The sequence below is a fragment of the Nocardia sp. NPDC052001 genome (genome assembly GCF_040680615.1).
In the GTDB taxonomy this organism is placed as follows: Bacteria; Actinomycetota; Actinomycetes; order Mycobacteriales; family Mycobacteriaceae; genus Nocardia.
This window is the reverse complement of record NZ_JBFAXC010000006.1, coordinates 457,448-471,642: the sequence shown is the minus strand read 5'-3', so window position 1 is coordinate 471,642 and position 14,195 is coordinate 457,448. Positions and strand designations below refer to the sequence as shown.

Here is a 14,195-nt window from a genome sequence, read left to right as displayed (position 1 = left end):
CAAAGCGCCCATCAACCTGGTCGATCGCGCGGGCGATCAGATGTCGTTCTACACCCGGGCCGTCACCTCGATCCCGAAGACGCTGGTGCACTACCGCAAGGAGGTCATGCGGCTGCTGGCCGAGGTGACCTTCGGTTCGGGTGCGCTGGCGGTCATCGGCGGCACCATCGGCGTCATCGTCTTCATGTCGGCGTCGGTCGGTGTGGTCGTCGGCCTGCAGGGTTTCAAGGCCCTGGATTCGCTGGGTTCCGGTGTGCTCACCGGCTTCCTGACCGGGTACATCAATACCCGTGAACTCGCGCCCCTCGTTGCGGCGCTGGCACTTTCGGCCACGGTGGGTTGTGGTTTCACCGCGCAATTGGGCGCCATGCGCATCTCCGAGGAGATCGACGCGCTCGAGGTGATGGCGGTGCCCGGTGTGCCGTTCCTGGTGTCCACGCGCGTGATCGCCGGTTTCATGGCGGTGATTCCGCTGTACATCGTCGGCCTGCTCGGCACCTATGTGGCGTCGCGGTTGATCAGCATCTACTTCAACGGGCAGTCGAGTGGTTCCTATGACCACTACTTCCAATTGTTCCTGCCACCCGAAGATGTCATCTATTCATTCCTGAAGGTGCTCGTCTTCGCGTTCGTCATCATTCTGGTGCACTGCTACTACGGCTTCAATGCCAGTGGCGGCCCGGCGGGCGTGGGTGTCGCGGTGGGCCGCGCGGTGCGCGCCGCCATCGTGCTGATCAATGTGCTCGATTTCTTCCTCAGCCTTGCCATTTGGGGCACGACCACGACGGTGCGGGTGGCCGGATGAGTAATCCAGAGCGCGTGCTTTTCTGGCGACGGACCGAGAAGCTGCGCAAGCGCACCATGGGCGTGCTGTTCTTCGTGGTGGTCGCGGTGTTCCTGTGGAGCACCATCGCCATCTACAACAAGCAGTTCGTGGATACGGTCCGGGTGAACCTGCTGACCGATACCGTCGGAAACGCCTTGACCCGCAACGCGGATGTGAAGGTCCGCGGTGTGACGGTCGGCGAGGTGCGCTCCAGTTCCTATGACGGCCATCAGGTGAAGCTGGACCTGGCGCTGGATCCGGCCAAGGCCGACAAGATCCCGGCCAATGTCACCGCGCGCCTGCTGCCCAAGACGCTCTTCGGTGAGCGCTATGTCGAATTGGTGTGGCCGCAGCAGCCGGACGGCAAATTCATCACCGAGGGTATGACCCTGCATCAGGACACCAGCGGGCACGCCATCGAGGTGAGCCAGCTGCTCGATCATCTGCTGCCGCTGCTGCAGGCGCTGCCGCCGCAGTACCTGGCCTCCACGCTCGGCGCGATCTCGCAGGCGCTGCAGGGGCAGGGCACCGAACTCGGCAAGACCATCGATCGCCTGGACGACATCTTCACCCAGGTGAATACCGAACTGCCGACGCTGCAGGAAGACTTGAAGAGCTTCGCCGATGTGGCCGCGGTGTATTCCGATGCCGCACCGCAATTGGTGGACGCGCTGGACAATCTGCGCACCACCAACGCGACCATCATCCAGAAGCGGCCGCAGATCGATCAGCTGCTCGCCACGCTGACCCCCAGCTCCTCGGATCTGGCGGACTTCCTGCAGGCCAACCGCGACAACATCATCGATGTGGCGGCGGATTCGCGGCCCGCGCTGGAAGCGCTGGCCAGGTATTCGCCCGGCTACACCTGTGCGCTGAAGAACTTCGCGCAGATGAAGCCGCGCATCGACGACCTGTTCGGCAAGGGCACCGATCTGCCCGGTTCGCGCGTGACGGTGGAGATCGTCAATCCGCGCGGCCGCTATGTGCCCAATCAGGATGAGCCGCGCTGGTTCGATCCCCGTGGCGCCATGTGCATTCCGGAGTACCCGCTGACGGTCGACCCGGGCCAGTACACCAACGGTTCGGCCAATGACGGCTCCTATCAGCCGCCCAGCCGCACCCCGGGCGATCAGGCCATCGGGCTCATGCCCGCGCCGCAGTACAAGGTGTTCGGCCCGCACGCGCCGACCACCGCCGGATCTCCGCAGGAGCAGCAGACGCTGAACACGATCTACGGTGCGGCCAACGGTGTTTCGCCGGAGCAGGTGCCCAGCTGGATGTCGCGCATCGCGGCCCCGGCCTTCCGCGGCAGCGAGGTGACCATCCGATGAGGGATCTGCTGCGCGGTCTCGGCGGCACGCTGACCAAACTCGTCATCTTCATCGTGGTGACGGTGCTCGCGACCGGCATGCTGGCGCTGACCATCGCCAATTACGGTGGCGGCGGCACCAAGTTCAATGCCCGCTTCACCGATGTGACCTCGCTGAATCCCGGTGACGAGGTGCGCATCGCCGGTGTGCGCGTCGGCAAGGTGACCAAGGTCGCCATTGTCGACAAGCGGCTGGCGAACGTGGAATTCGAAGTGACGGACCGCAATTGGCTGCCCGCCTCGACCACCGCGACGATCAAGTACCGGAACCTGGTGGGCCAGCGCTATATCGCGCTGGAACAGGGTGCGGGGGAGCAGGGGCGCAAGCTCAACAAGGGCGGCACCATCTCGCTCGAGCACACCAAGCCCGCGCTGAATCTGACCGAGCTCTTCAACGGTTTCCGGCCGCTGTTCCAGACGCTCACCGCCGATGATGTGAACAAGCTGTCCTACAACATCATTCAGGTGTTCCAGGGCGAGAAGGGCACCATCACCGATCTGGTCGCCAATACCGCCGCGCTGACCAATAAGCTCGCCGACAAGGACGCCGTCATCGGTGAGGTGGTCAAGAACCTCAACGCGATCCTGGACGCGGTGAATCAGCATGACGGACAGCTGGATCAGCTGATCGTCAATACCGAAGCGCTGGTCACCGGATTGAACGCGGATCGCGGCACCATCGGCTCCGCGGTCACCTCGCTCGGCAATCTGGCCTCGGCCACCGCCGATCTGCTGGTGCCGGTGCGGCCGAATCTGCAGGGCGCGATCGCGGGCCTGAACCAGTTGACCGGGACGCTGAACGATCGGTCCGACGAGGTCAACGAGGGCCTGGCGAATCTGCCGATCAAGATGGACAAGCTGGGCCGCGCCGCGAGCTACGGCTCCTGGTTCCAGTTCTACCTGTGCGGTATCGACATCGTCGCGGGTCCGGGTACGGCCGACGCGCCGCAGCTGAATCTGCCCCCGGCGATTCAGAACATGCCGACCGTCAATCAGCCGATCTACACGAATCCGGCTCCCCGCTGCCATGGAAAGGGAGGCCGCTGATGGATGACCGGGTCGTGCTCGGTAAGCGCAGTCCGGCGTTCATGGGCGGACTGGGCCTGGTCCTGGTGCTGTTGGTCACCATGTCCGCGTTCAGCCTCGACAAGCTGCCCATCCTGGGCGCCGGAACCAAATACACCGCCGAATTCTCCGAGGCCGCGGGCCTGAAGAAGGGCAATGAGGTCCGCATCGCGGGCGTCAAGGTCGGCCAGGTGCAGGATGTGCGCCTGGACGGCGACAAGGTGCTGGTCGACTTCCGCACCCAGGACGCCTGGATCGGCAATGAGACCACCGCGTCCATCCAGATCAAGACGCTGCTCGGGCAGAAGTATCTGGCGCTGGATCCCAAGGGCGCGGATCCCGCCGATCCGTCCAAGGCGATTCCGTTGTCCCGCACGGTTTCCCCCTATGACGTGGTGGACGCGTTCAGCGATGCCGCCGCCGAAATCGAGGACACCAAGACCGATCAGCTGGCGCAGAGCTTCCGGGTGCTCTCGGAGGCGTTCTCCGGCACCCCGGCCGATATCCGCGGTTCCATCGACGGCGTCGCCCGGCTCTCGGAGACCATCGCCAAGCGCGATGACCAGCTCAAGAAGCTGTTCGGCGCGACCAAGAAGACCACCCAGGTGCTCGCGGATCGCAATGCGGAATTCGAGCGGCTCATCGGCAATGGCGGGCAGCTGCTCGCCGAGCTGAATATGCGGCAGCAGTCCATCGCGCAATTGCTCACCGGAGCGAAAACCATTGCGGCCGAACTGACCGCGCTGGTGCACGATAACGAGGAGCAGATCGGCCCGGCGCTGACCAACCTGCGCAAGACCATCGATCTGCTGAACGCGAACCAGGCGAACATCTCCAAGACGCTCACCCTGGCGGCCCCGTTCTACGGTCTCTACGCGAACGTGCTGGGCACCGGCCGCTGGTTCGACGCGGTGATCACCAACCTGATCCCGCCCGCCCTGCCCGATGTGCCGGGCGACCGTGCGCCGATCCGAAAGATGGGAGGCTAGCGATGGCGACCAATCCGCTGACCGCCCTGCGGGCGTCCAGTACCAAGAGCAAGCTCATCGCCGGTGTGGCGGTGCTGGCCGTACTGGCCGCCGGACTGGCGTGGTGGGGGCTGGACAAGCTCAACACCACCACCATCACCGCGTACTTCGATAAATCGGTCGGCATCTACGAGGGTTCGGATGTCCGGATCCTCGGTGTGCCGGTCGGCAAGGTCGCCTCGGTGACCCCCGAGGGCGAGCAGGTCAAGGTGGTGCTGAACGTCGATCGCAAATACGACGTGCCCGCCGACGCCAAGGCCGCCCAGATCACCCCGTCGGTGGTCTCGGACCGGTACATCCAGCTCGCGCCCGCCTACAAGGGCGGTCCGAAGATGGGGCGCAACGCCACCATCCCGAAGGATCGCACCGCGACCCCGGTCGAGGTGGACCGGCTGTACAAGAGCATCACCGAACTCTCCGATGCCCTCGGACCCAATGGCGCGAACAAGGACGGCGCGGTCAACGACCTCGCCCGCACCGCCGCGCAGAACCTCGCGGGCAACGGTGACGCGCTCGCCAACAGCTTCACGCAGCTCTCCAAAGCCGCTGCGACGCTGTCGGATTCGCGTACCGACATCTTCGATACGGTGAAGAATCTGCAGTCCTTCGTGCGCATGCTCTCCGATAACGACGCGCAGGTGCGGACGTTCAATTCGCAGCTGTCCTCACTGGCCGGATTCCTGGCCGATGAGCGCCGCGATCTCGGTGACGCGCTGAGCCTGCTGTCCGTCGCCCTCGGCGATGTGGCCCGGTTCATCGACAACAATCGGGAACTGGTGCAGTCCAACGCCGATGCGCTGACCTCGCTCACCAAAACCCTCGCCGATCAGCGCGACGATCTGGCCAAGGCGCTGCCGCTCATCCCGACGGCGCTGAGCAACCTGATCAACGTCCACAACGGCGAGACCGGCACCCTGGACATGCGGCCCAACTTCACCGATCTGCAGAACCCGTTCGGGGTGATCTGCAAGATGCTGGATCTGGGCAAGCTGCGGCCGGGCGATCCCAAGTTCGACGCCATCTCGCGTCAGCTCAAGCCGATTCTGGACAACTGCGGGATCATCACCGATCAGCTCACCGCGGGCGTGAAGACGCCGTCGCTGGTGCTGCCGTTCGGCATCCTCAGCGGTGACAATGTCCAGCGCAATACGGTGCCCGGATCCGTACCGGGTGTGCCGTCCGATCAGCAGCCGCCGTCGACGCAGGAAGGTGGACAGCGATGAGCCGCAAGCGCATTCCCGCGCGGGCGCGCACCGCCGCCCTGGCGCGCCGCAGCACCGTCGCGCTCGCGGCGACGCTCGGCGCGGCGACGTTCGCGGTCGCGGGCTGCGGCAACGGCGCGTTCAGCGTGCCGCTGCCCGGTGGCGCGGACGTGGGCGATCACCCCATGCACCTGGATATCCGCTTCTCCGATGTGCTGGACCTGGTCCCGCAGTCGACGGTGAAGGTGGACGGCGTCGCCGTCGGCCGGGTCGACAAGATCGAACTCGCGCCGGACGGCTGGACCGCCAGCATCAAGGCCGTGGTGAACAAATCGGTGAACCTGCCCGCCAACGCGCGGGCCGAGGTGCGCCAGTCCAATCTGCTCGGCGAGAAATTCGTCGAATTGTCCGCTCCCGCAAACGATCCCGATCAGGCGCGGTTGCAGGACGGTTCCACCATCAAGGTCGAGAACACCCGCACCGCCACCGAGGTGGAGCAGGTGCTCGGCGCGCTCTCACTGCTGCTCAACGGCGGCGGCGTGGCCCAGTTGCAGCCCATCGTGGTCGAGCTGAACAAGGCCCTGGACGGCCGCGACGCCAAGGTGCGCTCGCTGCTGGAACAGGCCAACACCCTCATCAACGGGTTGAATCAGCAGGTCGACGACATCACCCGCGCGCTGGACGGGCTCAACACCCTCGGCAGCCGGGTCGGTCAGCAGACCGAGCAGATCGGCAAGATCCTCGACGAGCTGCCGCAGGGCATCAAAATCCTCGAGGAGCAACGGCCGCAACTGATTCAGCTGCTCACCCAGCTGGATCGGGTGGGCCAGGCCGGGTTCGACGTGCTGGATCACTCCAAGGAGAACCTGATCACCGACCTGAGCTCGCTGCGGCCCACGCTGCAGGAACTCGGCAAATCGGCGGGCGATCTGGTGACCGCGTTCCCGCTCATCCCGACCTATCCGTTCCCGGACGAGGCGATCAAGTCCGCGTTCGGCGGTCAGGTCAACACCTGGCTGTCGGTGGACCTCGAGGTCGGCACCCTGCTGTCGAATCTCGGTGTGGGCAAACCGGATCCGGTGTACCTGCCGCCCAACGGCCGTCAGGTCAACGTCGATCCGAGCAACCCGTACTACAACGGCAACGGACCGCGCGGTGGCTGGCCCACCGTCTCACTGCTGCCGCTGCCGCCCACCGTGGCCCGCCCGACCGGGGCCCCCGCACCGTTCGATCCGCTGGGATCGATTCTCGACCAGCTGGGAGTGGGTGGTCCGCGATGAGCCGTCTGGTACGCAACCAGCTGATCCTGTTCGTGATCATCGCGGTACTCGGCGTCACCTTCGTGGGCGCCAAGTACGTGCGGTTGAACAATATGCTCGGCTTCGGGCTGTACAAGGTCACGCTGCAGATCAACAACACCCCCGATCAGCCCGCGGGCACCGGCAACCTGTCCAAGGGCGCGGAGGTCACCTACCGCGGTGTGCCGGTCGGCCGGGTCGGCGATCTCGACATCACGCCCGACGGCGTCATCATCACGCTCGAAATGGACTCCGGTAAGCCGAAAGTCCCGCTCAGCGCGAAGGCCGTCATCGCGGACCGCTCCGCCATCGGTGAGCAGTACGTGGATCTGCAGCCCACCAACAACGGTGCGCCGTACCTGAAGGACGGTTCGGTCATCACCGGCGCGGTGCTGCCCATCCGGGTCGAGGAACTGCTCGCCAGCGTCGACCACTTCGCCCAGACCACCGACCTCGCGGCGCTCAGCACCGCGGTCACCGAACTGGGTAAAGCCTTCGACGGCAAGGGCAATGACCTCAAGGTGCTGGTCGAATCGCTCAACAAGTTCACCGCCACCGGCGTGGACTCGCTGCCGCAGACCCTGGCCCTGATCCGGGACGCGCGCGGCGTGCTCGCCACCCAGTCCGAGCAGGGCCCGGCCATCCGCAATTTCAGCGACGGCCTGGACAAGCTCTCCGCGCAGCTGCGCTCCAGTGATCCGGATATCCGCCGGCTCATCGGCACCAGCACCAGCGCGGGCGCGCAATTGCAGAAGCTGATCCAGGAATCCGGCCCGGCCCTGACCCAGGACCTTACCAACCTGCGCACGCTGCTGCTCACCATCTCGCCCAAGTTCTACGCCCTCGGCCCGGTGCTGCAGATGCTGCCGCTGCTGTCCATCGGCGCGTCGGCCACGGCCCCCGGTGACGGCACCACCCACTTCGGCCTGGTGCTGGAAACCAACAACCCGCCCGCCTGCACCGTCGGCTACGAGGGCACCCAGGCCATCATCGACCAGATGAAGGCGCAGAACCCCAACTTCGACGATTCGCGCGACGACTTCCCCTTCAATACCGAGGCGAAATGCGCTGTCCCGCAAGGCAGTGAGACCGCCGTCCGCGGCGGCGCGCACGCCGAGACGGCCGATCCCAGTGTCCCGCAGCCGTGGGATGACAAGCCCAAGTACGACCCGGAGAAGCTCAACCTGAACCCGGTCGCCAATCAGTTGGCCACGCTCATGGGCGTGACCACCAAGCGGTGACGCGCCGCGCCGTAATCCGGCCGCGCGTCCGCCGTCAGTACCCCGGCGTGTGCCATCGACCACGATGGCGCACGCCTCAGGCGTGGAAATGCGCATAGCCGACGTGGTTCGGCGCGGAGAGGAAAGTATGGTGGCGGCGTGAGCCAGCAAAAGGACAGCAACCAGGGAGAACGCCCCGGCGACCCGATCGGGACCCCGGCCGGACCGACCCTGGAGCCGAACTCCCCAGCTGGCTCCGCGCCCGCGGACGCCCCCGTCGACGCGGCGGCGGGCGATGCCACCGTCGCCCTCGGCAAGGCCGAAGCCGCCGATGTCGCCGACGACGGTGACTCCGACGCTGCCACCGCGGCGGCCGACGCCCCTGCCGATGCGGCGGATGCCGACGTGGATTCGGCGGCCGCCGCGGACCGGGCCACGCCCGATGCGGACGCGGTTCCGCTCGGCGAGTCCGGCGATGCGCCCGGTGCCGGAGCCGCCCGCGGCAAGGGTGCGGGAAAGAGTGAAACCGCCTCTGCTGCAAAGGAATCCAGCATTTCGGCGGCGAATTCGGCTGCGGCCGAGGCGAGTACCCCGCGCCGGGTGATCACCCTCGCGTCCATCGCACTGCTGGCCGTCGCGGCCGTCGCCGCGGCCTGGTTCGGCGGCACCTGGATCGTGGGCGGGCTGCTGCGGGACAAGCCGCGCGCCGACGCCCGCGATGCCGCGCTGGCGGCCGCACAGCAGGCCGCCATCAACATCACCTCGATGAACCTGAACGACATCGACGGATCGCTGGCGCTGGCCCGCTCCTCGATGACCGGTGATCTGCTGGACGCCTCCACCAAGAACGAGGCGCAGATCAAGAAGACCGCCGCCGATTCCAATGTCAACACCACCTCCAAGGTGGTGGGCGGGGCTATCACCGAGCTCAACTCGGAGCGGGATCAGGCCGGTGCGCTGGTCGTGCTGGAGGTGACCGAATCGGGGGCCGGTAAGCCCACCGGCCGCCTGCGCTACACCTGGTCGGTGGACGTCGTCCTGAAGGATGGCGTCTGGAAGGCCGATCAGGTCGAGGCGGTGGCCGATCCGGTCTCGGTCGGCGGCAGCGCCCCCGCCCAGCAGGCCCCGGCCGACCCGACCACCCCGCCTGCCCCGCAACCGGGTAACTAGGAGACCGCGATCATGGCCAATCGACGCCCCGTCAATCGCGTCAGCTCCAAGCGCCGCCCCGCCGCCCAGCGCGGCAGCGGTAACCGCACCACTGCCGCCGACGTCCAGAAGACCGAATCATCGCGCGGCGCAACGGGTTCCGGCCGCGGCGCGATCACTTCCGCGCAGGGTGGCAGCACCCGCGCCACCGGCCGCCCCGGTGCGCCCCAGCGCGGTCCCGGCCTGTCGAAGAACCAGTCCGCGCCCGCGCGGCGCCCTCCGGCCCGTCCTGGCGATTTCTGGCGCAACTGGCGGGTCGCGATCATCTGCGGTACCGCGGCGGTCCTGCTGGCCGCCCTGGCCGTCGTGGGGGCCCTGAAACCGGGTGTGGACGACGGCAACCGGGCCTATGTCGACAACTCCTCGACCGATGAGGTGAAGGCGGCCGCCCGCAACGCCCTCACCACGATCTACGGCTACAACGCCAAGGACATCGACAAGTTCCGCGATACCGCCCGCGGGGTGATGACCGGCAAGATGCTCGAGGAGTTCGACAAGGACAAACTCCTGGACACCGGTATCGACGCCATCAAGCAGACCCAGACCGACACCAAGGCCACCGCCGACCCGATCGGGGTGACCCTTCTCACCGGCGACCATGCGGAACTGCTGGTCAACCTGAATATCGCCGCCATCAAGGACGGCAAACCGCAGCCCCTGGCCGCGGGTCCGATCGTGCTGCGTATGCAGAAGGTCGGCGGTAAATGGCTCGCGGCCGAGATCGCCGACCGCTGACCGCCCCGCTCCGGCGAACGCGCCGGTGAGGGGTGGTATCCGGTGACCGGACATGACATACCCGGCGACGGCCCCCGATTTCCGGGGGCCGTCGCGCCGTTTCCGGGCCCATTGCGCGACGTAGCCGGGTGATCTTGTACTGGGGCAGGGGATCTCGCGGTTTGTCAACTTCTCGCGCCACTTGACGAGTTTCGTCCGACCCGTCACGCTATTCACAACAGCGGCGGCTGTCACAGGGGACAAGACGCCGACGAGGGCCTCGAGGAACGCAGCCAGCGGACACCGAGCCCGGTCGGCAGAAGGTTTGGCACCGCCTCTATGCGGCACCGATCTCATCGCGGTAGCGGTGTTCGATCCGGCCGCGACGTGGTCTTCACATCGCAGCGATGCGGTGTGGTCACCACCGCGACACGCTTCGGCGCGTTAGCCCTCCGGGGCTCGCCACGGGTGGTACTTTGACACCCCCGTAGGTTTGGGTGTAGTTTTGGACGTTGCGCTGGCTGCCTCCTGTCCATACCTTGATCGCATCGACGAAAGTTCCACCTTCCGGTGTTACTTCCGCTGTTTGCTGCCTCGGTTTCGGTTGGGTCGTCACCAGCGGAATTCGTAGCAGACAAGCGACGGTCGCGGACCACCACGCGACGCGCGTGAGGTGCTGGAAGGACGCATCTTGGCAGTCTCCACCCAGACCAAGGCCGGTATTCCCGGAGCCCCGAAGCGGGTGTCTTTCGCGAAGATTCGTGAGCCCCTCGAGGTTCCGGGTCTTCTCGATCTACAAACCGATTCGTTCGCCTGGCTGGTCGGTGCACCGACTTGGCGGGAAAAGGCAGTCGCCCGAGGCGACGTCAACCCCTTCGGCGGGCTCGAGGAGGTGCTCGAGGAGCTCTCGCCGATCGAGGACTTCTCCGGTTCCATGTCGCTGTCCTTCTCCGACCCGCGCTTCGAAGAGGTCAAGGCCTCCATCGAGGAGTGCAAGGACAAGGACATGACCTACGCGGCGCCGCTCTTCGTGACCGCGGAGTTCATCAACAACAACACCGGTGAGATCAAGTCTCAGACGGTCTTCATGGGTGATTTCCCGATGATGACCGACAAGGGCACGTTCATCATCAATGGCACCGAGCGTGTTGTCGTTTCGCAGCTGGTCCGTTCGCCGGGCGTGTACTTCGACGATTCCATCGACAAGTCCACCGAGAAGACGCTGCACTCCGTGCGCGTCATCCCGTCCCGTGGCGCGTGGCTGGAATTCGATGTCGACAAGCGCGACACCGTCGGCGTGCGTATCGACCGCAAGCGCCGGCAGCCGGTCACCGTGCTGCTCAAGGCGCTGGGCCTGACCACCGAAGAGATCGTGGAGCGCTTCGGCTTCTCCGAGATCATGATGTCCACCCTGGAGAAGGACAGCACTCCGGGTCAGGACGAGGCGCTGCTGGATATCTACCGCAAGCTGCGTCCGGGCGAGCCGCCGACCAAGGAGTCCGCGCAGACCCTGCTGGAGAACCTGTTCTTCAAGGAGAAGCGCTACGACCTGGCGCGCGTCGGTCGCTACAAGATCAACAAGAAGCTCGGCCTGAACCTGGACAAGCCCGTCACCGGTTCGACGCTGACCAAGGAAGACATCGTCGCGACGATCGAATACCTGGTCCGTCTGCACCAGGGCGATCGCATGATGACCGCTCCCGGCGGCTCCGAGGTCCCGGTCGACGTCGATGACATCGACCACTTCGGCAACCGTCGTCTGCGTACCGTCGGCGAGCTGATCCAGAACCAGATCCGCGTCGGCCTCTCGCGTATGGAACGCGTCGTGCGCGAGCGCATGACGACCCAGGACGTCGAGGCGATCACGCCGCAGACCCTGATCAACATCCGTCCCGTCGTGGCCGCGATCAAGGAGTTCTTCGGAACCTCCCAGCTGTCGCAGTTCATGGACCAGAACAACCCGCTCTCGGGTCTGACCCACAAGCGCCGCCTGTCGGCGCTCGGCCCGGGTGGTCTGTCCCGTGAGCGCGCCGGCCTGGAAGTCCGTGACGTCCACCCGTCGCACTACGGCCGCATGTGCCCGATCGAGACCCCGGAAGGCCCGAACATCGGCCTGATCGGTTCGCTGTCGGTGTACGCGCGGGTCAACCCGTTCGGTTTCATCGAGACCCCGTACCGCAAGGTCGAGAACGGCCGCGTCACCGATGAGGTCAAGTACCTCACCGCTGATGAGGAAGACCGTCACATCCGCGCCCAGGCGAACTCGCCGGTCGACTTGGACGGCAACTTCCTCGAGGCGCGCGTCCTGGCCCGCCACGGCAACGAGGAAATGGAATACGTCGCCGCGCAAGAGGTCGACTACATGGACGTCTCGCCGCGCCAGATGGTGTCGGTCGCGACCGCCATGATTCCGTTCCTCGAGCATGACGACGCCAACCGTGCCCTCATGGGCGCGAACATGCAGCGTCAGGCCGTGCCGCTGATCCGTTCCGAGTCGCCGCTGGTCGGCACCGGTATGGAGCTGCGCGCCGCCGTCGACGCCGGTGACGTGGTCGTGAACCAGAAGGCCGGTGTGGTGGAAGAGGTTTCGGCCGACTTCATCACCGTCATGCATGACGACGGCACCCGCCGCTCGTACCGCATGCGCAAGTTCGAGCGCTCCAACCAGGGCACCTGCGCCAACCAGCGTCCGATCGTGGACGAGGGCATGCGCGTGGAGGCCGGGCATGTGCTCGCCGACGGCCCCTGCACCGAGAACGGTGAGATGGCGCTCGGCAAGAACCTGCTCGTGGCGATCATGCCGTGGGAAGGCCACAACTACGAGGACGCGATCATCCTGTCGCAGCGCCTCGTGGAGGATGACGTGCTCACCTCGATTCACATCGAGGAGCACGAGATCGACGCTCGCGACACCAAGCTCGGTGCCGAGGAGATCACCCGGGATATCCCGAACGTCTCCGACGAGGTCCTCGCGGATCTCGACGAGCGCGGCATCGTCCGCATCGGCGCCGAGGTTCGCGACGGCGACATCCTGGTCGGCAAGGTCACCCCCAAGGGCGAGACCGAGCTGACCCCGGAAGAGCGCCTGCTGCGCGCCATCTTCGGTGAGAAGGCTCGCGAAGTTCGCGATACCTCGCTCAAGGTGCCGCACGGTGAGTCCGGCAAGGTCATCGGCGTCCGCGTGTTCTCGCGTGATGACGACGACGATCTGCCCCCCGGCGTGAATGAACTGGTCCGCGTTTACGTTGCACAGAAGCGCAAGATCCAGGACGGCGACAAGCTCGCCGGTCGCCACGGCAACAAGGGTGTCATCGGCAAGATCCTCCCGCAGGAAGATATGCCGTTCCTCCCGGACGGCACCCCGGTCGACATCATCCTGAACACGCACGGTGTGCCGCGTCGTATGAACATCGGTCAGGTGCTGGAAACCCATCTGGGTTACATCGCCAAGACCGGCTGGCAGGTCGAGGGCACTCCCGAGTGGGCCAAGCGCCTGCCCGAGGAGATGATCGGCCAGCCCGCCGACACCAATATCGCCACCCCCGTCTTCGACGGTGCGCGCGAGGAAGAGTTGACCGGCCTGCTCGGTTCGACCCTGCCGAACCGCGACGGCGAGAAGATGATCGACGACAACGGTAAGGCTGTACTGCTCGACGGCCGCTCCGGCGAGCCGTTCCCGTACCCGGTCTCGGTCGGCTACATGTACATCCTGAAGCTGCACCACCTGGTGGATGACAAGATCCACGCGCGTTCGACGGGTCCGTACTCGATGATCACGCAGCAGCCCCTCGGTGGTAAGGCCCAGTTCGGTGGTCAGCGCTTCGGTGAAATGGAGTGCTGGGCGATGCAGGCGTACGGCGCCGCCTACACCCTGCAGGAACTGCTCACCATCAAGTCCGACGATGTCGTTGGCCGCGTGAAGGTTTACGAGGCGATCGTCAAGGGCGAGAACATCCCGGAGCCGGGTATTCCGGAGTCGTTCAAGGTTCTGCTCAAGGAACTCCAGTCGCTGTGCCTGAACGTCGAGGTGCTGTCCTCGGACGGTGCCGCGATCGAAATGCGCGATGGCGATGACGAGGACCTGGAGCGCGCCGCGGCGAACCTGGGCATCAACCTGTCCCGCAACGAGGCTGCGACGGTCGACGACCTGGCGCAGTAAGAGCGATCGGTCTGGGAGCGCTCTGAGCGCATTGCGAAAAGCGCTCCCAGGCAACGGATTTAGCGACTTTTGCTCATACTCAACCCGAACAGGGGAAAGGAAGTT

10 protein-coding genes are annotated in these 14,195 nt (G+C 65.7%); all 10 read left to right on the top strand.

Going from position 1 to position 14,195, the window contains the following annotated elements; all coding sequences use genetic code 11:
* The first annotated feature begins 40 nt into the window (after positions 1-40).
* Positions 41-805: an ABC transporter permease gene (locus AB0L82_RS28410; protein WP_364642995.1), complete on the top strand. Its 765-nt coding sequence runs from the start codon at positions 41-43 to the stop codon at positions 803-805.
* Complete coding sequence (locus AB0L82_RS28405; RefSeq protein WP_364642809.1) at positions 802-2,157, top strand: MCE family protein; 1,356 nt, start codon at positions 802-804, stop codon at positions 2,155-2,157. The genes AB0L82_RS28410 and AB0L82_RS28405 overlap by 4 nt, the downstream gene beginning before the upstream one ends.
* Positions 2,154-3,242: an MlaD family protein gene (locus AB0L82_RS28400; protein ID WP_364642807.1), complete on the top strand. Its 1,089-nt coding sequence runs from the start codon at positions 2,154-2,156 to the stop codon at positions 3,240-3,242. Before AB0L82_RS28405 ends, AB0L82_RS28400 begins: the two co-directional genes overlap by 4 nt.
* Positions 3,242-4,249: an MCE family protein gene (locus AB0L82_RS28395; protein ID WP_364642805.1), complete on the top strand. Its 1,008-nt coding sequence runs from the start codon at positions 3,242-3,244 to the stop codon at positions 4,247-4,249. The genes AB0L82_RS28400 and AB0L82_RS28395 overlap by 1 nt, the downstream gene beginning before the upstream one ends.
* A 2-nt stretch (positions 4,250-4,251) precedes the next feature.
* Positions 4,252-5,511 carry an MCE family protein gene (locus AB0L82_RS28390; protein WP_364642803.1) on the top strand — a complete coding sequence of 420 codons (1,260 nt, stop codon included), beginning with the start codon at positions 4,252-4,254 and terminating at the stop codon, positions 5,509-5,511.
* The gene (locus AB0L82_RS28385) at positions 5,508-6,770 is read left to right on the top strand and encodes an MCE family protein (RefSeq protein ID WP_364642801.1); all 1,263 of its coding nucleotides are present in this window, start codon (positions 5,508-5,510) and stop codon (positions 6,768-6,770) included. The genes AB0L82_RS28390 and AB0L82_RS28385 overlap by 4 nt, the downstream gene beginning before the upstream one ends.
* Entirely contained in the window at positions 6,767-8,029 is a 1,263-nt protein-coding gene (locus AB0L82_RS28380; protein WP_364642799.1) for an MlaD family protein, read from the top strand. The genes AB0L82_RS28385 and AB0L82_RS28380 overlap by 4 nt, the downstream gene beginning before the upstream one ends.
* Before the next feature lie 138 nt (positions 8,030-8,167).
* Positions 8,168-9,178, top strand: coding sequence for a hypothetical protein (locus AB0L82_RS28375; protein ID WP_364642797.1), 1,011 nt, complete (start codon positions 8,168-8,170; stop codon positions 9,176-9,178).
* A gap of 12 nt (positions 9,179-9,190) precedes the next feature.
* A complete protein-coding gene (locus AB0L82_RS28370; RefSeq protein WP_364642794.1) occupies positions 9,191-9,952 on the top strand; it encodes a hypothetical protein in 762 nt (253 codons plus the stop codon).
* A gap of 652 nt (positions 9,953-10,604) precedes the next feature.
* Complete coding sequence (locus AB0L82_RS28365; protein ID WP_364642791.1) at positions 10,605-14,090, top strand: DNA-directed RNA polymerase subunit beta; 3,486 nt, start codon at positions 10,605-10,607, stop codon at positions 14,088-14,090.
* Positions 14,091-14,195: the final 105 nt, after the last annotated feature.